Here is a 23,161-nt window from a genome sequence, read left to right on the forward strand (position 1 = left end):
GCATCTGCATACGCGATCGTCTACGGTCGTCGGATGGACGCGCTCACCGGACTCCTTGACGGCCCGCGGGCCCGCGGCGCGTTCCTGCTGCGCGGCGTCCTCGAGCCGCCCTGGGCCCTGCGCGTCCAGGACCGGGCGCCGATCACGGTGCTCGCCCAGGTCCGCGGCGCCTCGGTGGTCCGGACGGCCGACGGGACCACCGCGCGCCTGGCACCGGGCGACGTCGCCGTCGTGCGCGGCCCGGAGCCGTACCTCGTCGCCGACGACGTCGGCACGCCGCCCCAGGCGGTCATCCACCCGGGACAGCAGTGCACGACCCCGGACGGCGTCGCGCTCGCGGAGGCCTGGTACCTCGGCGTGCGGGCGTGGGGCAACGCGGCGGACGGGTCGACGCACCTGGTGGTCGGCACGTACGAGCTCGCGGGTGAGGTCAGCGGGCGGCTGCTGCGCGCGCTGCCGCAGGTCGTCGTCGTGCCGCGCGGGGACGAGGCCGTCGCGACGCTCGTGTCGATGCTCGCGGCCGAGATCGGTCGCGAGGAGCCCGGCCAGACGGCGGTCCTCGACCGCCTCCTCGACCTCCTGCTCATCACGGCCCTGCGGTCGTGGTTCGCCCGTGAGGGCGCCGGCGCGCCCGCCTGGTACCGCGCCTGGGCCGACCCGGTCGCGGGCGCCGCACTGCGCCGCATCCACCAGCAGCCGGCGGAGCCCTGGACGGTGGTGCGGCTCGCGGACGCCGCCGGCGTCTCGCGTGCCGCTTTCGCGCGCCGGTTCACGGACCTCGTGGGGGAGTCCCCGATGGCGTACCTCACCGCGTGGCGGATCGCGCTCGCGGCGGACCTGCTCACGCGCCCGGACGCGACGCTCGCCGCCGTGGCGCGCCAGGTCGGCTACAGCACGCCGTTCGCCCTCAGCACCGCGTTCAAGCGGGTGCGCGGTGTGAGCCCTCGGTCGTACCGCGAGCGCCTGGCCGAGGTCTGATCCCCCGACGCACGACCGGGCACGGCGGGGTCAGCCGAGGAGGGCGCGGCGCCAGGCGTCCGCGTGCTGCTCGGTCCAGCGGGCGTCACGCTCCCAGACCGTGCCGTGGCCCTCGTCCCACAGGCGCGACCACGGCTGCTCACCGGTGCGATGGCCGTCGGCCAGCAGCGTGTGCATCGACCACGTGCGCGGGCCGAGCGTGGCGAGCAGGCGCTCGCGGCCGGCGTCGTCCAGGCCGTAGCCGTCGGCGAGGGCAGCGAGCCCGGCGGCCGCGACGTCGACCGGCGTCCCGGGGTCGAGCGGCACGAGGCCGTGGGCGAGGTAGGCGAGGTCCCAGGTCCGCGTCCCGGGCGCGGCGGCGTCCCAGTCGATGACCACGAGGCGGTCGGGCGCGACGACGAGGTTCCACGGGGCGAGGTCGTGGTGGATCACGAGGTCGGCGCCGTCCGACGGGATGGGGCAGACCCAGACGGCCTCGGCCGGCGGCTGCCAGCCGTCCAGGGCGTCGTGGAGCTCGCGTGCGACGCGGCCCACGGCGGCCGGGTCCAGCGGCGGCGCCCCCGGGGGCGCGGGGTGCGCGACCTCGCCCTCGACGTACTCGAGGACGTGGCGGCCGCGCGAGTCGATGCCCAGGCTGCGCGGCGCGTGACGGACGCCGACGTCGTGCAGGTGCTCCAGCAGCGCGTGCACGGCGGGCGTCTGCGGGCCGGCCGGCCGACGGACGGTGTCACCCACGCGGACCAGGCCGGTGGTGACGTTGCCGCCCGTGAGCGGCGTCTCCGCGACACCGGCGGTCTCGGGGAAGGTCTGCACCTGGCCCATCCTGCCGGTCGGGGGCGACGCGGCGCCACGTATCCGCCCGCGGTCGGACGCCTGTGAGGCGCTGCACATGGTCATCTGCTCCAGGTGCGCGCGCCGCGTGCCGATGCAGGGCAGGGCGCACGGCCGGTGCAGGACCGACGAGGGAGACCCATGACGAGCACGACGCGCGCGGCACGGCGGCCCCTGCGGCTGGCGGCGGCGCTGACCCTGCTCGGCACCCTGACGGCGTGCGCGGCGTCCACCTCGGGCGAGCCGTCGGCCGCCGCGGAGGCCGCGACCGTCGCGGAGCCCGCCACGGTCGCGGACCTGCCGGCGCTCGAGGGCGTCACGGCGGGCGTCCCCGAGGGTTGGGCGGCCGCGACGCTCGGCGTCCTCACCTACGCCGTCCCCGCCGGGTGGGCGGACCTCGGGCTGCCGGCGCCCGGCGGCTGGGAGTACCGCAAGCACGTCGACCCGGCCACGCCGGCGACGCGCGTCCTGGAGGTCAGCGTGCTCCAGGGCGAGAGCACGTGGAGCGGCGGCTGGCACGGCATGACCGGCGAGCAGGGCTACCGGCTCGACGTCCCCGGCGCCGCGCTCGCGGGCGTCGACGTGGTCAGCGAGACGGCCGAGGAGGCCGGCGCGTCGACCGCGACGTGGCACGCCGAGATCCACCTGCAGACGCAGGCCGGCCAGTACGTGCTGGTCGAGCTCACGACCACGCCCGACGACGCCGGCCTGGCGGAGATCCGGTCCCTGGTCGGGACCCTCGCGCTCGCCTGAGCCTCAGCCCAGCACGTCCGACAGGGCGAACCGCACGGGCACCTCGAGCTGCGCGAAGGTGCAGCTCTCGGGCTCACGGTCCGGACGCCAGCGCGCGAACTGCGCCGTGTGGCGCAGCCGCGTGCCCTCCATGTGGTCGTAGCGCACCTCGACGACGCGCTCGGGCCGCAGCGGCACGAACGACAGGTCCTTGCCCGAGTTCCACCGGCTGCCGGCGGCCTCCGTCGGGGTCCGCGTGCCGGAGGCCTGGGCCTGTGCGGTCCACGGGTGGTCCGCGGCGTCCGTGACCAGCGCCTGCAGCTCGGCGAACAGCTCGCGCCGCCGCGCCATCGGGAACGAGCTGGTCACCCCGATCGAGGTGAGCGTGCCCGCGTCGTCGTACAGGCCGAGCAGGAGCGAGCCGACGGCGGCGTCGTCGGCCTTGTGGACGCGGTAACCGGCGACCACGCAGTCCGCCGTCCGCTCGTGCTTGACCTTGGTCATGACGCGCTTGTCCGGCTGGTAGGGCAGGTCCGGGCGCTTGGCCACGACGCCGTCGAGCCCCGCGCCCTCGAAGAGGGAGAACCACCGCGTGGCCTCCGCCAGGTCCGTCGTCGTGCGCGTGAGGTAGACGCCCGGCCCGCCGCCGGTGACCGCCCTCTCGAGCGCGGCCCGCCGCTCGGCGAACGGGCGTCCCGTGAGGTCCTCGTCGCCCAGCGCCAGGAGGTCGAAGACCACGAGCACCGCGGGCGTCTGCTCCGCGAGGAGGCGCACCCGCGACTCCGCCGGGTGGATGCGCTGCAGGAGCGCCTCGAAGTCGAGTCCCGAGCCGTCGGCGCTCGCGACGACGATCTCGCCGTCGACCACGCACCGCGCGTGGAGCTCGCGCCGGACCGCCTCGACGACCTCGGGGAAGTACCGCGTCATCGGCTTGGTGTTGCGGCTGCCGATCTCGACGTCGTCGCCGTCCCGGAAGACGACCGAGCGGAAGCCGTCCCACTTGGGCTCGTAGAGCTGGCCGGGCGGGATCTCGGCCGCGGACTTCGCGAGCATCGGGGCGACGGGCGGCATCACCGGCAGGTCCATCGGCCCAGTGTGGTGGCTGCCGCCGACACGGGCGAGGCCTGCGCCGGGCTCGGTCACGGGTTGCACCGCGCCGCGAGGACGCCGATCAGGCCGACGTCGGGCCGCCAGGGCTCGAGGTTCCAGGTCTTCTTGTCCGGGGCGCCGACGGCGTGGCAGACGAGCTGGTCGTGCATCACGGGCGTACCGGCCTCGGGCTCCATCGCCACCAGCTGTGCCTCGAGCAGGGCGATGGCGGCCAGCCCCGAGGTGCGGGCCCACGGCGTCGGGTCGACGGCGAGGGACCGGCCGCCCTCGCGGTCGCCCCACGTCGCGGACTCGAGGGTGACGTCGGCCGCCGACGCGTGGACCTCGACGGTCGCGGGTGCGTCGGCGGCCTGGCCCGCGCCGCCGATGCCCGAGTCGCCCTGGAGGTGGAGCGCGACGAGGTCGTCGGTCCGCAGGGACCAGGTCGCCCGCCCGGCGCTCGCGCTCGGCGGGGCGAGGGCGGCGACCGGGGCGCCGGCGGCGTCGAGGACGAGCACGGAACCGTCGTCCTCGGTGCGGAAGGAGCCGCCGTCGGGCGCCGCGAGCAGGAGGGGTTCGGCGACGGCCGTCAGGACCTCGGGCGCGTACGACCACGTCCACCGGGTGGCGCCGTCGGCGGTGGACGGCGGCCCGGCGGTGGGCGCGAGGAGCACCGCCACCATGCCGCCGACACCCGCCGGTGCCCCGGCGGCGCGCGCCTGTGCGGCGTCCTGCGGGACCACCGTGACGGTCGCCGTCGTCCCCGGCTCGGTCGAGGGCGAGGGGTGGGTGGCGGCGGGCGGCGTCGTCGGCGCGGGGCCCGCTGGGGCGCACGCCGCGAGCGCGCCGACGAGCGCCAGCACGACGACGGCGCGGGCACGCCGGGGGATCAGGGGCACGGACACCTCCGCCCCCATGCTCCCGGGCGCGCCACCCCCCACGCCACCACCCGCGGGTGGACGAACCGGTACGGATGCTCGCATCCGCGCATCCGCACAGGTGGCCGCGTACTTTCCCTGGCCAGGTGCACGGATGTGCGCGTTCGAACATCCGACGCCGGCCGCCCGCGGCCCCGGCGGCGCTCGCCGTGCTGCGCCGTGCCGCTGCGTCGGGCGCGAGACGGCCGCACCGGTGTCGGAGGGCGCCGGTAGCCTGGCGGCGTCCCCTTGGCTCTCCCGGTAGGGAATCGATGACCACGACCGACGCCGCCCAGCCGACCGCCGCTCCCGACACCGTCGACCACGCGGCGAGCACGCCCGACGTCGCGCTGCCGTACGCGGAGCTCGGCCTCAAGACCGACGAGTACCTGCGGATCGTCGACCTCCTGGGCCGACGCCCGACCGCCGCCGAGCTCGCGATGTACTCGGTGATGTGGTCCGAGCACTGCTCGTACAAGTCCTCCAAGGTCCACCTGCGCCAGTTCGGCGAGAAGGTCAGCCACGCGATGCGCGAGCACCTGCTCGTCGGCATCGGCGAGAACGCGGGCGTGGTCGACATCGGCGACGGCTGGGCCGTGACGTTCAAGGTCGAGAGCCACAACCACCCGAGCTTCGTCGAGCCGTACCAGGGCGCCGCGACCGGCGTCGGCGGCATCGTGCGCGACATCATCTCGATGGGCGCGCGCCCCGTGGCCGTCATGGACCAGCTGCGCTTCGGCGCGATCGACCACCCGGACACGGCGCGCGTCGTGCACGGGGTCGTCGCCGGCGTCGGCGGCTACGGCAACTCGCTCGGGTTGCCCAACATCGGCGGCGAGGTCGTCTTCGACGCGTCCTACCAGGGCAACCCGCTCGTCAACGCGCTGTGCGTCGGGGTGCTGCGCCACGAGGACATCCACCTCGCGAACGCGTCGGGCGCGGGCAACAAGGTGGTCCTGTTCGGGGCCCGGACCGGCGGCGACGGCATCGGCGGCGCGTCGATCCTCGCGAGCGAGACGTTCGACGACACCAAGCCCTCGAAGCGCCCGTCGGTGCAGGTGGGCGACCCCTTCATGGAGAAGGTGCTCATCGAGTGCTGCCTCGAGCTCTACGCGGCCCAGGTGGTCGAGGGCATCCAGGACCTCGGCGCGGCCGGCATCTCGTGCGCGACGTCGGAGCTCGCGTCCAACGGTGACGGCGGCATGCACGTCGACCTCGAGAAGGTCCTGCTGCGCGACCCCACGCTGACGGCCGGCGAGATCCTCATGTCGGAGTCGCAGGAGCGCATGATGGCCGTCGTCCGGCCGGACAAGCTCGACGAGTTCCTCGCCATCACCGGCCGCTGGGACGTCGAGACGGCCGTGATCGGCGAGGTCACCGGCACGGGCCGGCTGACGATCGACCACTTCGGCCACCGCATCGTCGACGTCGACCCGAAGACGGTCGCGCACGAGGGGCCGGTCTACCACCGCCCCTACGCGCGCCCGTCGTGGCTCGACGGCCTGCAGGCGGACACGGTGAGCGGGCCGGACGGCGCCGCCCGGTACGCGCGCCCCGCGTCGGGAGACGAGCTCCGCGAGACGCTGCTGCGGCTCGTCGCGTCGCCCAACCTGGCGAGCAAGTCCTGGGTCACCGACCAGTACGACCGCTTCGTGCAGGGCAACACCGCCCTCGCCCAGCCCGACGACGCCGGGGTGGTGCGGGTCGACGAGACCACGGGCCTGGGCGTCGCCCTCGCGACGGACGCGAACGGCCGCTACGCCAAGCTCGACCCCTACACGGGCGCGCAGCTCGCGCTCGCCGAGGCGTACCGCAACGTCGCCACGTCCGGCGCGCGCCCGCTCGCGGTCACCGACTGCCTCAACTTCGGCTCGCCCGAGGACCCCGACGCCATGTGGCAGCTGGTCCAGGCGATCGAGGGCCTGGCCGACGGCTGCCTCGAGCTCGGCATCCCCGTCACCGGCGGCAACGTCTCCCTCTACAACGGCACGGGCGAGCCGGGCACGATCGACTCCTCGATCCACCCGACGCCGGTGGTCGGCGTCCTGGGCGTGCTGGACGACGTCGCGCGCGCGACGCCCTCGGGCTGGCGCCTGCCCGGCCAGGCCATCTACCTGCTCGGGACGACGCGCGACGAGCTCGACGGCTCGGCCTGGGCCGACGTCGTCCACGGCCAGCTCGGCGGGCTGCCGCCGCGCGTGGACCTCGCGGCCGAGCGGACGCTCGCCGCGATCCTGGTCAACGCGTCCCGGGACGGCCTCGTGGACTCGGCGCACGACCTGTCCGAGGGTGGTCTCGCCCAGGGGCTCGTCGAGGCGTGCCTGCGGTACGGGACAGGGGCGCGCGTGTGGCTCGGCGAGCTCTGCGAGCGCGACGGGATCACGCCGTTCACCGCCCTGTTCTCCGAGTCGACGGCGCGCGCGATCGTCGCGGTGCCCCGCACCGAGGAGGTCCGCTTCGGCGACATGTGCACAGCGCGCGGCATCCCCGTGCTGCGCATCGGCGCCACGGACGACGCGCCGGCGGACGGCGACTCGCCCGAGAGCGGGCCGGTGCTCGAGGTCCAGGACCTGTTCACGGCGACGCTCGCGGAGCTGTCGCAGGCGCACCGCGCGACGCTGCCGCACTGGTTCGGCTGAGGGCCCGGCGCGTGAGGACGTCGGCGGTGGGCGCGTGAGCGTCGCCGTCGAGGTCGCCGTGCAGGACGCGCCGGGCGCGCGCGTCGCGCTCGCGGCGGGCGCCGACCGCGTCGAGCTGTGCGCCGGCCTGGCCGCGACGGGCGGGCTCAGCCCGACGCCGGCCGCCGTCGCGGCCGTCGCAGACGTCGGGCTGCCGGTGCACGTGCTGGTCCGGCCGCGCGCAGGCGGCTTCGTCCACGACGACGACGAGCGGCGGCTGCTCGTGGCCGAGGTGCGTGACGCGCTCGCGGCCGGGGCGACCGGCGTCGTCGTCGGCGCGCTGACCGCGGGCGGCGCCGTCGACGAGCCGGCCGTCGCCGCCCTCGTCGCCGCGGCCGACGGCGCCCCCGTGACCTTCCACCGTGCGCTCGACGTCGTCGTCGACCGCGAGGACGCCCTCGAGCGCCTGGTCGGGCTGGGCGTCGCGCGCGTCCTGACGTCGGGCGGTGCGCCACGGGCGGGCGACGGCGTGGACGCGCTGAGCGCCCTCGTGCGGGCCGCGGCGGGCCGGATCGAGGTCATGGCCGGTGGCGGTGTCGTGCCGCGCGACGTGCCCCGGCTGCTCGCGGCCGGCGTGGACGCCGTACACCTGTCGGCGCGCGGTCAGGCCGAGGACCGTGGCCCCGTCGGACCCGGGGGCGGCGCGGGCGGTGGGCGCGACGTGACCGACGGCTCGGCGGTCGGGGCGGTGGTCGAGCTCGCCCGGGCGTACCGTCGGGGAGGGACCGCGGGCGGGGGGTGGCCGTAGGGCGGACGTCCCGATCCCTCGGTCGGTGGAGCCGACTACTCTCACCGCGGCGCCCGCGGCTGTGAGGCGGGCCTGTCGGATGCGCACGAGCGCCCCCGCACCCCACGTGCGCAGCGCCGCACGCACCAGCACGTCGGAGGGACGAACACCGTGGAAGCCTCGCTCGAGTCGGTCTATGCGCAGGTCCTGCGCCGCAACCCCGGAGAGGCCGAGTTCCACCAGGCGGTGCGCGAGGTGTTCGACACCCTCGGGCCTGTGGTGAGCAAGCACCCGCACTACGCCGACGCCGCCGTCCTCGAGCGCATCTGCGAGCCCGAGCGCCAGATCATCTTCCGCGTGCCGTGGGTCGACGACACCGGCCGCGTGCAGATCAACCGCGGCTTCCGCGTCGAGTACAACTCCGCGCTCGGCCCCTACAAGGGCGGCCTGCGATTCCACCCGTCGGTCTACCTCGGCATCGTCAAGTTCCTCGGGTTCGAGCAGATCTTCAAGAACGCGCTCACCGGCATGCCGATCGGCGGCGGCAAGGGCGGGTCCGACTTCGACCCGCGCGGCCGGTCGGACGGCGAGGTCATGCGCTTCTGCCAGTCCTTCATGACGGAGCTCTACCGCCACCTCGGCGAGTACACCGACGTCCCCGCGGGTGACATCGGCGTCGGTGGCCGGGAGATCGGCTTCCTCTTCGGCCAGTACAAGCGGATCACCAACCGCTACGAGTCCGGCGTGCTGACGGGCAAGGGCCTGACGTGGGGCGGCTCGCTCGTCCGTACCGAGGCGACCGGGTACGGCACCGTCCTGTTCGCGCAGGAGATGCTCCGCACCGCGGGCCGCTCCTTCGACGGCCTGCGCGTCGCCGTCTCCGGGGCGGGCAACGTCGCGATCTACGCGATCGAGAAGGCCCAGGAGCTCGGTGCGCGCGTCGTGACCTTCTCCGACTCCTCGGGCTACGTGCTCGACGAGGCCGGCGTCGACCTGGCGCTGCTCAAGGAGGTCAAGGAGGTGCGCCGCGGGCGCGCGGCCGACTACGTCGCCGAGCGTCCCGGTGCCGTGCTGGTCACGGACGGCCGGATCTGGGACGTGCCGGTCGACGTCGCGCTGCCCTGCGCGACGCAGAACGAGCTCCTCGGCGACGACGCGAAGGCGCTCATCGGCCACGGTGTGGTCGCCGTCGCGGAGGGCGCGAACATGCCGGCGACGCCCGATGCCATCGCGCTGCTCCAGGAGGCCGGCGTGCTGTTCGCGCCCGGCAAGGCCGCGAACGCGGGAGGCGTGGCGACGTCGGCGCTGGAGATGCAGCAGAACGCGTCCCGGGACTCGTGGTCGTTCGAGCACACCGAGTCGCGGCTCGCGTCGATCATGGTCGGCATCCACGACCGCTGCGCGGCGACGGCCGAGGAGTACGGGGCCCCGGGGAACTACGTCCTCGGTGCCAACATCGCGGGCTTCCGTCGCGTGGCGGACGCCATGCTCGCGCTCGGCGTCATCTGACGGGTCGACCTCATGCCGCCGCGCCGCCGGACCGACCCCGCCGAGGGGCGCGCCGCCGTGGCGGCGTGGCGGGCCGACCCGAGCGGGGCGCCGCGCGGCGTCGTGCGCACCGCCGTCCGGTTCACGCTCGAGGAGCTGGCCGACGTCGCCCCGGGTAACGCCGTCGAGGTCCGCGTGCCGCCCGACGGCGCCGTGCAGGCCGTCGCGGGGCCCCGCCACACGCGCGGCACGCCCCCCAACGTCGTCGAGACCGACCCGGCCACCTGGCTCGCCCTGGCGACGGGCGCACTGACGTGGGCCGAGGCGACGTCGTCGGGCGCCGTCCACGCGTCCGGCGAGCGTGCGGACCTCTCCGGCCACCTCCCCCTCCAGGCGACCCGCCCCCGCTGACGCCGCGGAGCACGGTGCCACCCGCGGAGCACCGTGCGCGGAGCGTGAAGCCGCGCCCGGGGAGTGTGGAGCGTCGTGCCGTGACACACCGGCGAGTCGTGGCACGCCGCTCCGCACTGGCGGCACGGCGCTCCGCGCTCGGGCACGACGCTCCGCGGGTGGTACGACGCTCCGCGGGTGGCACGGTGCTCCGCGCTCGGCACGGTGCTCCGCCCGGGGAGTGTGGAGGGTCGTGCCGTGACCCACCGGCGAGTCGTGGCACGCCGCTCCACACTCGAGGCACAGGGCTCCGCACTCGGGCACGACGCTCCGCGGGTGGCACGGTGCTCCGCGCTCGGCACGGGGCGGGGTGGGGGTGTCTGCGGTGGGTGGCGTGACCGGATGCTGGGATCGGTGTCCGGCGGGTGAGCACCTGTCATGGCGCGCATGACGCAATGTGACGCGAGCCTGGTCATTCACCCGTTCGGCGTCTAACGTCCGTGCGTCGGCACGGTCGCCGACGCTCGGACGCCCCCGGAGGTTCACGCCCAGATGCATCCTCAGCGCCGCGGTGCCACGCGCCTCCTCGCACTCTCCGCCGCCGGGGCGACAGCCCTGGTCGCCGGTGTCGTCGCCCCCGCTGCGGCCGACGACGTCGCCGCCGCCGCCGCGACGCACACGATCGCCGAGGTCCAGGGCGACGGTGACGCCACGCCGCTCGCCGGCAGCACCGTCACCGTCGAGGGCGTGGTCACGGCCGACCACCGCGAGGGCGGATACCGCGGCGTCTACGTCCAGACCTCTGGCTCGGGCGGCGACGTCGACGCCACCCCCGGCGCGTCCGACGGCGTGTTCGTGTTCCTCGGCTCCCGCACGACGACCGCCGCCGTCGGCGACCTCGTGCGCGTCACCGGCGTCGCGGGGGAGTACTTCGGGCTCACCCAGATCAGCGCGAGCGCGGCGGGCGCCGCCGTCGAGGTGCTGGGCGCCGGCGAGCTGCCCGCGCCCGCGCCGCTGCCGGACGACGTCGTCGGCGAGGCGCGCGAGGCGCTCGAGGGCATGCTCGTCAGCCCGCAGGGCAGCTACCTCGTCGCGTCGACGCACGAGGTCGACCGGTTCGGGTCGGTCTGGCTCGCCGCGGGCGACGCGCTGCCGGTCAAGAGCACGGAGATCGCGCGCCCCGGCCCCGAGGCCGACGCGATCGCGGCGGCCAACGACGCCCGGCTCCTGCTGCTCGACGACGGCCGCAGCGCCCAGGTCACGAGCGCCACCCAGCCGTACCTCACCGCGGACCCGGTCCGCACGGGAGACGCCGCGCAGTTCGGCGACCTCGCCTACGTGCTCCACTACGGCTTCGACCGCTGGCGCCTTCAGCCGACGACGCCGCTGTCGGCCACGACCGACGATGCGCTCGAGCCGACGTTCGCCGAGCTCAACCCCCGCCCCGCCGTCCCCGCGGAGGTGGGCGGAGACCTCCAGGTGGCGGCCTTCAACGTCCTCAACTACTTCACGACCCTCACGTCCCAGGACCCCGACGCGCGCGGAGCCGCGACGGCCGAGGCGCTCGCCGTGCAGCGCGCGAAGATCGTCGCCGCGATCTCGGCCCTCGACGCCGACGTCGTCGCCCTGCAGGAGATCGAGAACTCGGTCCACTTCGGCGACGGCACGCCCGACGTCGCCCTCGCGGATCTCGTCGCCGGCCTCAACGAGGCGGCCGGCGGGCCGGAGTGGGCCTACGTGGCGACGCCCGCCGCACTCGTCGGCGAGGGTGCCCCGGACACCGACGTGATCATGAATGCGATCATCTACCGGCCGGCCGCCGTCACGCCGGTCGGGGACCCCGCGACCGACGTCGACGAGACGGTGTGGGACATCGCCCGCGAGCCGATCGCGCAGGTCTTCACGACGCCCGCCGGCGAGGGCAGCGCGTTCCTCGTCGTGGCGAACCACTTCAAGTCCAAGGGCGGCGACGGCGCGGAGCCCGCCGACGGCCAGGGGCACTTCAACGCCGAGCGGGTCGAGCAGGCCCGCGCGGTGCTGGCGCTGGTCACCCGGCTCCAGGACGAGACCGGGGTCGAGGACGCCGTCGTGCTGGGCGACCTCAACGCCTACGCGCAGGAGGACCCGGTCGTCGAGCTCACCTCGCAGGGCTGGGTCGACCTCGTGCCGGCGCTCGACCCCGGTGCGGCGACCTACACCTTCGACGGCGAGCTCGGCTCCCTCGACCACGCGCTCGCGACGCCGTCGTTCGCGGCGCGCGTCACCGGTGCGGACGTCTGGGACATCAACGCCGACGAGTGGTCCGGTCACCAGTACACCGGCCCCCAGGCGGACCCGACGACGGTCTACCGCGCCTCGGACCACGACCCGATCCTGCTCGGCGTCACGGCGGACGGTGAGGGCGCCGGCGGCACGGTCGAGATCGACCTGCTGGGGATCAACGACTTCCACGGGCGCATCGAGCCCGACGGCGTGACGGCCGGCGCCGCGGTGCTCGCGGGGGCGGTCGACGCCTACCGCGCGGCCAACCCGAGCACGCTGTTCGTCTCGGCCGGCGACAACATCGGCGCCTCGACGTTCACCTCCTTCGTCGGCCAGGACCGGCCGACGCTCGACGCGCTCGACGCCATGGGGCTCGACGTGTCGGCCGTCGGCAACCACGAGCTCGACCAGGGGCGGGTCGACCTCGACGACCGCGTGATCCCGCGGGCCGACTTCCCGTACCTCGCCGCGAACCTCTACGACCGCGCCACCGGTGAGCCGGCCTACGACGAGTCGTGGGTCACCGAGGTCGACGGCGTGCGCGTCGGCTTCGTCGGCGCGGTGACCGAGGCGCTGCCCTCGCTCGTGCGACCGACGGGCATCGAGAGCCTCGAGGTCCGCCCCGTGGTGGCCGAGGTCGACCGCGTGGCCGCCGAGCTCTCGGACGGCGACGAGGCCAACGGCGAGGCCGACGTCGTCGTGCTGCTCGTCCACGAGGGACCGGCGACGGGCGACCTCGCGGACTCGACCGACGACTCGGTCTTCGGGCAGATCGTCGCCGGCGTCGGCCCCGAGGTCGACGTGATCTTCGCCGGGCACACGCACCAGGCGCACGCGCACCAGATCCCGGTGGACGGCTGGGCGGAGGGCCTGACGCGCCCGGTCGTCCAGAGCGGCCAGTACGGCCAGGGGCTCGCGCACGTGACGCTCGAGGTCGACCCCGCCACGGGCGAGGTCGTCGCGAACGCGTCGGAGGTCGTGCCGCTCGCCCCGGGCGGCGTCCCCGCGTTCCCGGCGGACCCGGAGGTCGCCCAGATCGTCGCCGACGCGGTCGCGGAGGCGGACGAGCTCGGCAAGGTCTCGCTCGGGCAGATCACGGGAGACCTGCTGCGCGCGCGGCAGTCGACCGGCTCGGAGAACCGCGGCGGCGAGTCGACGCTGAACAACCTCGTCGCCGACGTCCAGCTGTGGGCCACGCGCGACGTCGGCACCCAGATCGCCTTCATGAACCCGGGCGGCCTGCGTGCCGACCTGACCTACGCCTCGTCCGGGCCCGAGGACCCGGACGGGAACGTCACCTACCGGGAGGCGGCGACCGTCCAGTCGTTCGCGAACACGCTGACGACCCTCACCCTCACCGGCGCCCAGGTCGAGCAGGTGCTCGAGGAGCAGTGGCAGCCCGCGGGGGCCAGCCGGCCCTTCCTCAAGCTCGGCGTCGCCGGCCTGACCTACACCTACGACCCGACGGCGGCCGCCGGCGAGCGCATCACGGACGTGCTCGTGGGCGACGCGCCGCTCGACCCCGCGGCCCGGTACACGATCGTCGCGAACTCGTTCCTCGCCGCCGGCGGGGACAACTTCGTCACCCTCGGCCAGGGCGCCGACCGGCGGGACTCCGGTCGCGTCGACCTCCAGGCCTTCGTCGACTACCTCGGCGAGTTCAGCCCCGTGGGCCCCGACCTCACGCAGCGCGCGGTCGGCGTCGACCTGGGCGACGTCCCGGCGGAGGGCTTCGCCCCCGGCCAGGAGGTCACGGTCTCGCTCTCGTCGTTGCTCTTCAGCACCCCGACGGGCCAGCAGGCGCAGGTGGCGCTCAGCGCCGGCGGCGCCGAGGTCGGCACCGCACCGGTCGACCCGACGATCGTCGACACCACGGACGAGGTCGGTCGCGCCGCCGTGACGTTCACGGTGCCGCCGCTGCCCACCGGCACGACGGAGCTCGTGGTCACCGGGGCCGTCACCCCCACGGGGACGACGTTCTCCTTCACGGTGCCGGTGGCCGTGCCCCAGGAGCAGCCCGCGACGTGCGGCGTGCAGTACGTCGCCCAGCCGCTCGGCGTCGGCCTGTTCCTCGGGGTCGTGCAGGTGACCAACCTCGGTGACGAGCGGCTGCGCGGGTGGGACCTGACGTGGCAGTTCACCAACCGCGAGCGCGTGCTGCTCGACCTCGGGGCGGACCTGCGCCAGCGCGGCAGCGACGTCACGGTCACGAGCCGCGGCACCCTGCGGCCGGGCGCGTCGTCGACGTTCGCCTTCCTCGGGTTCGGCAGCCCGACGACGCCCGTGTCGTTCGAGCTCGACGGGCAGGTGTGCGCGGCGACGCCGTGACGAGGGGCGTCCCGCGCCTCCGTAGACTCCGGGGGTGAGCCAGACCCCGCAGGACCCGCAGCGCCCGGCACCCGACGAGGGAGCCCCGACGCCGGCCGAGCTCGCCCGCGCGCGCGAGGGGCGCGTGCGCCGGGCGCCCCGGTACCGCCGCTTCGTGCAGGTCGGCGTGCTGCTCGGGGCCCTGGTCGGGGTCCTGCTGGTCCTCCTCGGCCCGGACGTGCCCACGGAGCTCGGCCGCGGTCCGGTCACCGTCTTCGTCGGGCTCACGGGTGCCCTGGTGGGTGCGCTCGCGGGGGCCGTCGTCGCCGTGGTCGCGGACCGGCGCAGCACCCGCTGAGCCCGGCGGCCGCCGACTGCCGGCCCGCCGCCCACGTGGCGGGCGCACCGTGCCAGGCCGGATCGCGTGTGCAAGCATGGGCGCGTGGCCCGCGGAGACGGACGTCTGACCCATGACCTGCTTCCCGGAGAGAAGGGTCCCCAGGACGCCTGCGGCGTCTTCGGACTCTGGGCTCCTGGTGAGGAGGTCGCCAAGCTCACCTACTTCGGCCTGTACGCGCTGCAGCACCGCGGCCAGGAGTCCGCGGGCATCGCGACGTCCAACGGCGAGCAGCTGCGCGTCTACAAGGACATGGGCCTGGTGTCCCAGGTCTTCGACGAGACCGCGCTCAACGCGCTGACCGGGCACATCGCCATCGGTCACACGCGGTACTCGACGACCGGCTCCTCCACCTGGGAGAACGCGCAGCCGACGCTCGGCCCGACGGCGGGCGGCACTGTCGCGCTCGGCCACAACGGCAACCTGACCAACACCTCCGAGCTCGTCCAGCTCGTCGAGGAGCGGTACGGCTCGCGGCGGCGCGGCGAGCTGGCGCGCGGCACGACGACGGACACGGCCCTGATCACCGCGCTGCTCGCCGGGGACCCGGACCACACCCTCGAGACGACGGCGCTGGAGGTGCTGCCGCGCCTGCGGGGCGCCTTCTGCCTGGTCTTCATGGACGAGAACACCCTGTACGCCGCGCGGGACCCGCACGGCGTGCGTCCCCTGGTGCTCGGTCGGCTCGAGCGGGGCTGGGTCGTGGCGAGCGAGACCGCTGCCCTCGACATCGTCGGCGCGTCGTTCGTGCGCGAGGTCGAGCCCGGCGAGCTGCTGACGATCGACGAGGACGGCCTGCGCAGCCAGCGCTTCGCCCAGGCGACGCCGACCGGCTGCGCGTTCGAGTACGTGTACCTGGCGCGCCCCGACACCACGATCGCGGGGCGCTCGGTGCACGCCGCACGCGTGGAGATGGGCCGCTCGCTCGCGCGCGAGTTCCCCGTCGACGCCGACCTCGTCATCCCGGTGCCGGAGTCGGGCACGCCGGCCGCGATCGGCTACGCCGCGGAGTCCGGCATCCGGTACGCGCAGGGCCTGACGAAGAACGCGTACGTCGGGCGCACGTTCATCCAGCCCTCGCAGACGCTCCGCCAGCTCGGCATCCGGCTCAAGCTCAACCCGCTGCGCGAGGTGATCCGCGGCCAGCGGCTCGTGGTCGTCGACGACTCGATCGTCCGCGGCAACACCCAGCGCGCCCTGGTGCGGATGCTCCGCGAGGCGGGCGCGGCGGAGGTCCACGTGCGGATCTCGTCGCCGCCCGTGAAGTGGCCCTGCTTCTACGGCATCGACTTCGCCTCGCGCGCCGAGCTCATCGCCACCGGCCTGTCGCCGGAGGAGATCGGACGCTCCATCGGCGCGGACTCGCTCGGCTACATCTCCCTCGAGGGCATGATCGCGGCGACGGACCAGCCGTCCTCGCGGCTGTGCACGGCCTGCTTCACCGGGAAGTACCCGATCGAGCTGCCGCCGGCCGACCGCCTGGGCAAGCACCTGCTCGAGCAGAGCGAGCTCCCCCTCGGTGCCCCCGAGGACAACCTCACCACCCTGCTCGCGACGACCGGTGGCGCAGGCGCGCTCCACCACCCGTGACCGGGCCGACGGCGGCCGGCGTCACCTACGCGTCGGCGGGTGTCGACACGGAGGCCGGTGACCTCGCGGTCGAGCTGATGAAGGACGCGGTCCGCGCGACGCACGGTCCGAACGTGCTCGGCGGGGTCGGCGGCTTCGCGGGCCTGTACGACCTCTCCGCGGTGACGCGCTACCGACGCCCCCTGCTCGCGACCTCCACCGACGGCGTCGGCACCAAGGTCGCGATCGCCCAGGCGATGGACGTCCACGACACGATCGGGTTCGACCTCGTCGGCATGGTCGTCGACGACATCGTCGTGGTGGGCGCGGAGCCGCTCTTCATGACCGACTACATCGCGACCGGCCGCGTGGTCCCCGAGCGCGTCGCGGCCATCGTGCGCGGCATCGCGACGGCGTGCGCCGAGACCGGGACGGCCCTGGTGGGGGGCGAGACCGCGGAGCACCCCGGGCTGCTCGGGCCGGACGAGTACGACGTGGCGGGCGCCGCGACGGGCCTGGTCGAGGCCGACGCCCTGCTCGGCCCCGAGCGCGTGCGCGACGGCGACGTCGTCCTGGCCATGGCGTCCTCGGGGCTGCACTCCAACGGCTACTCGCTCGTGCGCCGGGTCGTGGAGGTCGCCGGCTGGGGCCTGGAGCGCGAGGTCCCCGAGCTGGGACGCGCGCTGGGCCTCGAGCTGCTGGAGCCCACCCGCCTGTACACGCGGCCGTGCCTCGACCTCGCGGCCGACGACGCGGCGCAGGTCCACGCCTACAGCCACGTCACGGGCGGGGGACTCGCCGCCAACCTCGCGCGCGTGCTGCCCGTCGGCCTGATGGCCGACGTGGACCGCGCCTCCTGGGTGGTGCCGCCGGTCTTCGAGCTGGTGCGCGGGCTCGGTGGCGTGCCGTGGGCCGACCTCGAGCGCACCCTCAACCTGGGTGTCGGCATGGTCGCGGTCGTGGGGGCCGGCGGCGCGGACGCCGCGCTCGCGCGCCTCGCGGGCGCCGGCGTGCCCGCGTGGGTGCTCGGCACGGTGCGGCAGGACGACGGGTCCAGCGGGGCCGACGTCGTGCGCGGCACCAAGGGCGTGGACGGCGGCGCCGTCACGCTGCACGGGGCCTACCGCACGAGCTGAGGGCAGGCGTCGTGGACCGGCCGAGCGGTTCCCGGGGGAACCGCTCGGTCAGCTGTCCGACGGCTGTCCTCTCGACGACCTAGCGGTCGTCGCCCGCCCACTCCGCGTACTCGTCGACGTCGTCGAGGGAGTCCGAGGTGGTCACCCGCGTCTCCGTGACCAGGTCGCTGCGGCGGGATCCAGACGTGAGCTCCTGCTCGAGGGCTCGATAGTTCGGCTCGTAGCTCGAGTACTTGAGCTCGCGAGCGACCTTCGTCTGCTTCGCCTTCTGACGGCCGCGCCCCATGGCATCGACCCCCTCTATAACGTAGAAGCGGGGCGGCACCGTGCATTCACGTGCGGCCCCGGGGTGCTGGTTCTCGTCGTGGGGTAACGCTACATGGTCCGAGCTTGTTCCGGCGACCCGCGGGACGTGCCGACGGTCACCCGGGCGCCCGCACCGTCCGGCAGCCCGCCCGCCGCGTCGGGGGAGGACCGGCAGGCGGACGCGGCCACGACGGGGCGGTGCATCCGGGTTAGGGTGGTTTGGTACTGAAAGTCACGGCTCTCGTGACTGCTCGCCGGTCACCGATCGAGGAGGTTCACCGTGTCGGCACGTCACACAGATGTCGAGGCGCTCCTGACCCCGTCCGAGGTCGCCGCGATGTTCCGGGTCGACCCGAAGACGGTCACCCGCTGGGCGCAGGCGGGCAAGCTCTCCGCGGTCCGCACCCTCGGCGGCCACCGTCGCTACCGCGAGGAGGAGGTCCGCGGCCTCCTGGGCGTGCCGAGGCAGCACGGCCCCGACGCCTGACCGGTCCCCGCGCCCCCGGCCGTGGGCGCGCGGTACCGCCATGTCCGGATCCCGCCAGCCCGGGCCGGCGCGGGGCGCGAGGATGGGGCCATGACCCCGGCGCTCGCCCTCGACCATGACATCGCGTACCGCGCGGTGCAGGGCCGCGACCCGCGCTTCGACGGGCGCCTCTTCGTCGCCGTCGTGAGCACCGGGATCTACTGCCGTCCCTCGTGCCCCTCGCGCACCCCCAGGCCCGAGAACTGCCGGTTCCACACGACCGCCGCGGCGTGCGTCGCCGCCGGCTTCCGGGCATGCCGCCGGTGCCGTCCCGACGCGCTGCCGGGCTCGCGCGAGTGGGACCTCGACGGCGACCTCGTGGGGCGCGCCCTGCGACGCATCGGGGACGGCGTCATGGACGGCGCCGGCGTGGCAGGGCTCGCCGCGTCGCTGCACGTGAGCGAGCGGCACCTGCACCGGGTGGTCGTGGCGAGCGTGGGGGCGACGCCGGCCCAGCTCGCCCGCACCCGGCGCGCACAGGTCGCGCGCCTGCTCGTCGAGCAGACGACGTGGCCCATGGCCGACGTCGCCTTCGCCGCCGGGTTCACGAGCGTGCGCCAGTTCAACGACGTCATGCGCACCGAGTTCGGGGCCCCGCCGTCGGCGCTGCGGCCCGTCCCGCGCGCTGACCAGCACCCCGGCGTGGGCCAGGCCGTGCCGGGCGGCGCGGTGACCCTGCGCCTGCGCCACGCAGCGCCCTACGACGCCGAGGCGTTCCTCGCCCACGTGACGGCTCGTGCGGTCCCCGGCCTCGAGGAGGCGGCGGGCGGCGTCGTGCGGCGGGCGGTGCCGACGCGCGGCGGGCACGCGCTGGTGGAGGTCCGACCGGGCGCGAGCCACCTCGCGGCGACGCTCACGGTGCCGGACATCGCCGACGTGCCCCGGGTCGTCGGGCGCCTGCGTCACTGGGCGGACCTCGACGCCGAGCCGCTGCGCGTCGCGACCGTGCTGGGCGAGGACCCGCTCCTGGCGCCGCTGGTCGCGCGGCGGCCCGGCCTGCGCGTCCCGGGCACCGTCGACCCCGCGGAGCTCGCGGTGCGCACGGTCCTGGGGCAGCAGGTCAGCGTGGCCGCCGCGCGCACGCTGACGGCCCGGCTCGTCGCCGCGGCGGGAACGCCCGGCCCGAGCGGGCTGCGCGTGTTCCCCGAGCCCGCCGCCGTCGCAGCCATGGGCGTCGGAGGGCTGCGCGCCCTCGGGCTCACCGGGGCGCGCGCGGCCACCGTCGCGCGGCTCACGGCCGTGCTCGCGGACGGGCTCGACCTCGGGCCGGGGGCGGACCGCGGTGCCGCGCGCGCGGCGCTCCACGCGGTGCCGGGCATCGGCCCGTGGACCGTCGAGTACGTCGCGCTGCGCGCGATGGGGGACCCCGACGCGTTCCCGGCGCACGACCTCGTGCTGCGCCAGGCGCTGGGGGGCGTCAGCGCCGCCGAGGCGCAGCGGCGCGCGGAGCGCTGGCGACCGTGGCGTGGCTACGCCGCACAGCACCTGTGGACGCACCGAGCACTGGAGGACGCATGAGCACGCACACCGGCGACCTGTCCGAGCGGCTCCGGGGGCCCGGAGCTCCCGGGGCGGTCCTGCGGCACCCGGGCGCTCCCGTCGCGGTCCTGGCGACCACGGTGCCCACGCCGGGCGGCCCCGTCGCGCTCGTCGTCTCCGACGACGGCGCCGTCCGGGCGGCCGGGTACGCACCGATCGACGCCGTGCTGGCGCGGCTGCGCGGGGGCCTGCCCGGCCTCGTCTCGCGCGAGGTGCCCGCGTCCGACGTGCCCGGACCGGCCGTGGCGGCCCTGCGCCGCTACGCGGACGGCGACGCGGGCGCCCTCGAGGAGGTGCCCGTGACCCAGCCGGGCGGCGCCTTCTTCCAGGCGGCGTGGGCCGCCATGCGCGACGTCGCGCCGGGCACCACCGTGACGTACACCGCGCTCGCGGCCATGGCGGGCCGGCCCGCGGCCGTGCGGGCGGCGGGCACGGCGTGCGCGCGCAACCTCGTCGCGCCCTTCGTGCCGTGCCACCGGGTCGTGCGCAGCGACGGCACCTTCGGGGGCTACGCGTACGGCGTCGGCGTCAAGGAGGCGCTGCTGCGCCACGAACGGCGGTCCACGACCGCCTGACCCGCGGTCAGAGCTTGCGGACGATCTTCCCGACGACCGCGAGCACGACGGCGGCGCCCGTGCCGAGCACGACCCACGCGGCCTTGCCGGGCTCGGGCTCGTCCGGAGGGCGCACCTCGCCCGTGACGCGGCGCTTGAGGTCCGTGACCGCGAGCTTGATGTCGTCGGTGAGCTCGGCGGCCATGTTCTTCGGGTTGAGCCGGTCGCTCAGCTCGTCGACCGTGTCCTGCAGCTGGGCGCGGGTGCGCGCGATCTCCGCCTCGATCGCCGCCGGGTCCTCGTTCGTGGGGGCCGGCTTCGCGGGACCTGTCGAGCTCATGAGTGCAGTCCTTCCTTGACGGCGGCCACGTCGGCCTTGATGCTCGCCTGCGTCCGCTCCGGCGCCGGCGGCATCCCCTTGTCGAGGGCCTTCTTGCCGACCAGCGCCAGGAGCCCGGCGACGATCAGGAGGACGACCCCCACGATGAGCGCCGCGAGCCACGGCTCGACCACGTTCGCCAGGCCGAGGATGGCGGTCGTGATGAGGGCCGCCAGGCCGAAGAACCCGAGGAGCGCGGCGGCGGCGAACAGCCCCGCGCCCGTGCCGGCGTGCTTCGCCTTCGCCGCGAGCTCCGCCTTCGCCAGGCGGATCTCGTCGCGCACGAGCTGGGACACCTTCTCCGAGAGGGTGCTGACCAGCTCTCCGATGCTCGGTCGGGAGTCCGAGCTGCTCCCTGCGGAGCGACCCAGTGTGCTCGCCACCTCACCACGTCCTTCGTCGTGCGGATCCGCGGCCCCGACGGGGTCCCGGCCTTGTGATCGACATTGTTCTGCACTCCGGGGCCGAGCGCATCAGGGCCTCGGTCCCGGAAGCGCCGCGGGGCCGGGAGACGACGACGCCCCGCCGGCGGCACGTGCCTCGGGGGCGGGTGCTGCGGACGGGGCGTGAGGGTGACCGGCACCGCTGCCGGGTCAGGTGGCCACTGGCAGGGTCGAACTGCCGACCTTTCGATTTTCAGTCGAACGCTCTACCAACTGAGCTAAGTGGCCCTGCGCACTGCTGAGACTTCACTTCCGAGCGACCCCGACGGGACTTGAACCCGCGACCTCCGCCGTGACAGGGCGGCGCGCTAACCAACTGCGCTACGGGGCCTTGTGGTGAGACAAGGTCCTTGCTTGTCGAACTGGTGCTGCTGGTCCTGCGGTACTGCTGGTCCGTACCCCCAACGGGATTCGAACCCGTGCTACCGCCGTGAAAGGGCGGGGTCCTGGGCCGCTAGACGATGGGGGCCCGTGTCACGTCGGACGCCCGTGACGTCATCGCGTCGTAAGACCTCGGAAAGCATACGGGCTGCAGGCGGGATCTCCAAAGCGGGGGTCCTCCGGCGCCGGAGCGGGTCCGGCGCGCGGCCCCGTGGGCCATGATGGCCGGGTGGTCGAGATGGCGCGGGAGGCGTTCGAGGACGCGGTGCGTGACGCCCTCGACCTCATCCCGCCCGAGCTCGCCGAGCGCATGGACAACGTCGTCGTGCTGGTCGAGGACGACGCGCCGCCCGAGGAGCCCGAGCTGCTGGGCCTCTACGAGGGCGTGGCCCTGACGGAGCGCGACGGCTGGTGGGCCGCGGGCTCCCTCCCGGACCGCATCACGATCTACCGCAACCCGACCCTCGCGATCTGCGAGACGGTCGAGGAGGTCGTCGAGGAGGTCGCCGTGACGGTGGTGCACGAGATCGCGCACCACTTCGGCATCGACGACGAGCGGCTGCACGAGCTGGGCTGGGCCTGAGGGACGAGAGGGGTCGTCGGATGCGGATCGGGATCGTGCTGCTGCCGCAGGAGCGGTGGGCGGTGGACCGTCACCGGTGGGTGCGGGCCGAGGAGTACGGCTTCGACCACCTGTGGACCTACGACCACCTCGCGTGGCGCAGCCTCGCGGACGAGCCGTGGCTCGCCACCGTGCCCCTGCTCGCCGCGGCCGCGGCCGTCACGCGCCGCGTCCGGCTCGGGACCTGGGTCGCCAGCCCGAACTTCCGCCACCCGGTGCCGTTCGCGAAGGACGTCATGGGGCTGGACGACGTCAGCGAGGGCCGGTTCCTCGTCGGCGTCGGCGCCGGCGGGACGGGGTTCGACGCCGAGGTGCTCGGGCCACCGGTCACGACGCGCGTGCGCACCGAGCGGTTCGAGGAGTTCGTCGCGCTCCTGGACAGGCTGCTCTCCCAGCCGGTGACCGACTGGGAGGGCGAGCACTTCGCCGCCCACGGGGCGCGCATGCTCCCGGGGTGCGTGCAGCGCCCCCGCGTGCCGTTCGTCGTCGCCGCCAACGGCCCGCGCGCCCTGCGCGTCGCGGCACGGTACGGCCAGGGCTGGGCGACGTACGGCAGCGGGACGGGCGCGGGCGCCGGCGAGGGTGTCGTCGGCCGGGCGGCCGAGGCCGAACGGTGGTGGCGGGACCTCGCGGGGCTCGTCGAGCGGTTCGAGACCGCGGTGCGTGACGCGGGGCGGGACCCGGCGACGGTCGACCGCTACCTCAACATCGACGCGGCGCCCGTGTTCTCGCTGGAGTCGCTCGCGGTGCTGGAGGAGGGCGTCGCCCGCGCCGCGGCGCTCGGCTTCACGGATGTCGTCGTGCACTGGCCGCGTGAGGGCGGGGTCTACGCGGGCCGGGTCGAGGTGCTCGAGGAGGTCGCCGCGAACCTGGACCGGCTCCGCGCCCTCTGAGGGCCACGCTCGGGCCG

General features: G+C 75.1%; 21 protein-coding genes and 3 tRNA genes. 15 read left to right on the top strand and 9 right to left on the bottom strand.

What is annotated here, in order from left to right:
• Window positions 1-33: 33 nt before the first annotated feature.
• Complete coding sequence (locus H2O74_RS01690; protein WP_182112845.1) at window positions 34-978, top strand: AraC family transcriptional regulator; 945 nt, start codon at window positions 34-36, stop codon at window positions 976-978.
• Between the two features lie 30 nt (window positions 979-1,008).
• On the opposite strand, the gene H2O74_RS01695 is transcribed toward H2O74_RS01690, so the two are convergent.
• Window positions 1,009-1,791, bottom strand: a complete 783-nt coding sequence (locus H2O74_RS01695; protein WP_220458001.1) for a phosphotransferase — start codon at window positions 1,789-1,791, stop codon at window positions 1,009-1,011.
• A 159-nt stretch (window positions 1,792-1,950) separates the two neighbouring features.
• On the opposite strand from H2O74_RS01695, the gene H2O74_RS01700 reads away from it, so the two are divergent.
• Complete coding sequence (locus tag H2O74_RS01700) at window positions 1,951-2,562, top strand: hypothetical protein (protein ID WP_182112847.1); 612 nt, start codon at window positions 1,951-1,953, stop codon at window positions 2,560-2,562.
• A 3-nt stretch (window positions 2,563-2,565) separates the two neighbouring features.
• Here H2O74_RS01700 and H2O74_RS01705 read toward each other — a convergent pair whose 3' ends face one another.
• Both H2O74_RS01705 and H2O74_RS01710 read right to left on the bottom strand, forming a co-directional pair.
• Window positions 2,566-3,627, bottom strand: coding sequence for an ATP-dependent DNA ligase (locus tag H2O74_RS01705; RefSeq protein WP_182112848.1), 1,062 nt, complete (start codon window positions 3,625-3,627; stop codon window positions 2,566-2,568).
• A 53-nt stretch (window positions 3,628-3,680) separates the two neighbouring features.
• Window positions 3,681-4,529, bottom strand: a complete 849-nt coding sequence (locus H2O74_RS01710; protein WP_182112849.1) for a DUF2599 domain-containing protein — start codon at window positions 4,527-4,529, stop codon at window positions 3,681-3,683.
• Window positions 4,530-4,819: 290 nt separating this feature from the next.
• Between H2O74_RS01710 and purL the strand changes: the two genes are divergently transcribed.
• From purL to purM, 8 genes are all read left to right on the top strand, one after another.
• On the top strand, window positions 4,820-7,186 hold the full coding sequence (purL, locus tag H2O74_RS01715) for a phosphoribosylformylglycinamidine synthase subunit PurL (protein WP_182112850.1): 2,367 nt from the start codon (window positions 4,820-4,822) through the stop codon (window positions 7,184-7,186).
• Window positions 7,187-7,220: 34 nt separating this feature from the next.
• On the top strand, window positions 7,221-7,973 hold the full coding sequence (locus H2O74_RS01720; protein ID WP_182112851.1) for a copper homeostasis protein CutC: 753 nt from the start codon (window positions 7,221-7,223) through the stop codon (window positions 7,971-7,973).
• Window positions 7,974-8,123: 150 nt separating this feature from the next.
• Window positions 8,124-9,461 (top strand): NADP-specific glutamate dehydrogenase, encoded by a 1,338-nt coding sequence (gene gdhA / locus H2O74_RS01725; RefSeq protein ID WP_182112852.1) that lies wholly within the window; start codon window positions 8,124-8,126, stop codon window positions 9,459-9,461.
• 12 nt (window positions 9,462-9,473) lie between these two features.
• Entirely contained in the window at window positions 9,474-9,851 is a 378-nt protein-coding gene (locus H2O74_RS01730) for a sterol carrier family protein (protein WP_182112853.1), read from the top strand.
• A gap of 531 nt (window positions 9,852-10,382) precedes the next feature.
• Window positions 10,383-14,420: an ExeM/NucH family extracellular endonuclease gene (locus H2O74_RS01735; protein WP_182112854.1), complete on the top strand. Its 4,038-nt coding sequence runs from the start codon at window positions 10,383-10,385 to the stop codon at window positions 14,418-14,420.
• Between the two features lie 34 nt (window positions 14,421-14,454).
• Complete coding sequence (locus H2O74_RS01740) at window positions 14,455-14,757, top strand: histidine kinase (RefSeq protein ID WP_182112855.1); 303 nt, start codon at window positions 14,455-14,457, stop codon at window positions 14,755-14,757.
• Window positions 14,758-14,841: 84 nt separating this feature from the next.
• Entirely contained in the window at window positions 14,842-16,386 is a 1,545-nt protein-coding gene (purF, locus tag H2O74_RS01745) for an amidophosphoribosyltransferase (RefSeq protein WP_182112856.1), read from the top strand.
• On the top strand, window positions 16,383-17,501 hold the full coding sequence (gene purM, locus H2O74_RS01750; protein ID WP_182112857.1) for a phosphoribosylformylglycinamidine cyclo-ligase: 1,119 nt from the start codon (window positions 16,383-16,385) through the stop codon (window positions 17,499-17,501). The genes purF and purM overlap by 4 nt, the downstream gene beginning before the upstream one ends.
• 79 nt (window positions 17,502-17,580) lie before the next feature.
• Here the strand turns inward: purM and H2O74_RS01755 are convergent, their stop codons facing one another.
• Complete coding sequence (locus H2O74_RS01755) at window positions 17,581-17,787, bottom strand: DUF3073 domain-containing protein (RefSeq protein WP_182113983.1); 207 nt, start codon at window positions 17,785-17,787, stop codon at window positions 17,581-17,583.
• A 300-nt stretch (window positions 17,788-18,087) separates the two neighbouring features.
• On the opposite strand from H2O74_RS01755, the gene H2O74_RS01760 reads away from it, so the two are divergent.
• The 3 genes from H2O74_RS01760 (at window position 18,088) to H2O74_RS01770 (ending at window position 20,447) form a co-directional block, all read left to right on the top strand.
• A complete protein-coding gene (locus tag H2O74_RS01760; protein ID WP_182112858.1) occupies window positions 18,088-18,294 on the top strand; it encodes a BldC family transcriptional regulator in 207 nt (68 codons plus the stop codon).
• Window positions 18,295-18,384: 90 nt separating this feature from the next.
• Window positions 18,385-19,851, top strand: a complete 1,467-nt coding sequence (locus H2O74_RS01765) for an AlkA N-terminal domain-containing protein (protein WP_182112859.1) — start codon at window positions 18,385-18,387, stop codon at window positions 19,849-19,851.
• Complete coding sequence (locus H2O74_RS01770; RefSeq protein WP_182112860.1) at window positions 19,848-20,447, top strand: methylated-DNA--[protein]-cysteine S-methyltransferase; 600 nt, start codon at window positions 19,848-19,850, stop codon at window positions 20,445-20,447. Before H2O74_RS01765 ends, H2O74_RS01770 begins: the two co-directional genes overlap by 4 nt.
• Window positions 20,448-20,454: 7 nt before the next feature.
• Here the strand turns inward: H2O74_RS01770 and H2O74_RS01775 are convergent, their stop codons facing one another.
• From H2O74_RS01775 to H2O74_RS01795, 5 genes are all read right to left on the bottom strand, one after another.
• Complete coding sequence (locus H2O74_RS01775) at window positions 20,455-20,766, bottom strand: DUF3618 domain-containing protein (RefSeq protein WP_182112861.1); 312 nt, start codon at window positions 20,764-20,766, stop codon at window positions 20,455-20,457.
• A complete protein-coding gene (locus tag H2O74_RS01780) occupies window positions 20,763-21,188 on the bottom strand; it encodes a phage holin family protein (RefSeq protein WP_255491723.1) in 426 nt (141 codons plus the stop codon). Before H2O74_RS01780 ends, H2O74_RS01775 begins: the two co-directional genes overlap by 4 nt.
• Before the next feature lie 215 nt (window positions 21,189-21,403).
• Window positions 21,404-21,476: transfer RNA gene (locus H2O74_RS01785), tRNA-Phe, on the bottom strand.
• A gap of 29 nt (window positions 21,477-21,505) precedes the next feature.
• Window positions 21,506-21,579 (bottom strand) — tRNA-Asp (locus tag H2O74_RS01790).
• Between the two features lie 65 nt (window positions 21,580-21,644).
• Window positions 21,645-21,717: transfer RNA gene (locus H2O74_RS01795), tRNA-Glu, on the bottom strand.
• 150 nt (window positions 21,718-21,867) lie between these two features.
• Here H2O74_RS01795 and H2O74_RS01800 point away from each other — a divergent pair.
• Window positions 21,868-22,212: a metallopeptidase family protein gene (locus H2O74_RS01800; RefSeq protein ID WP_182113985.1), complete on the top strand. Its 345-nt coding sequence runs from the start codon at window positions 21,868-21,870 to the stop codon at window positions 22,210-22,212.
• 20 nt (window positions 22,213-22,232) lie between these two features.
• Entirely contained in the window at window positions 22,233-23,144 is a 912-nt protein-coding gene (locus H2O74_RS01805; RefSeq protein ID WP_182112862.1) for an LLM class flavin-dependent oxidoreductase, read from the top strand.
• Window positions 23,145-23,161: the final 17 nt, after the last annotated feature.

It is taken from the genome of Actinotalea sp. JY-7876, from assembly GCF_014042015.1.
In the GTDB taxonomy this organism is placed as follows: Bacteria; Actinomycetota; Actinomycetes; order Actinomycetales; family Cellulomonadaceae; genus Actinotalea.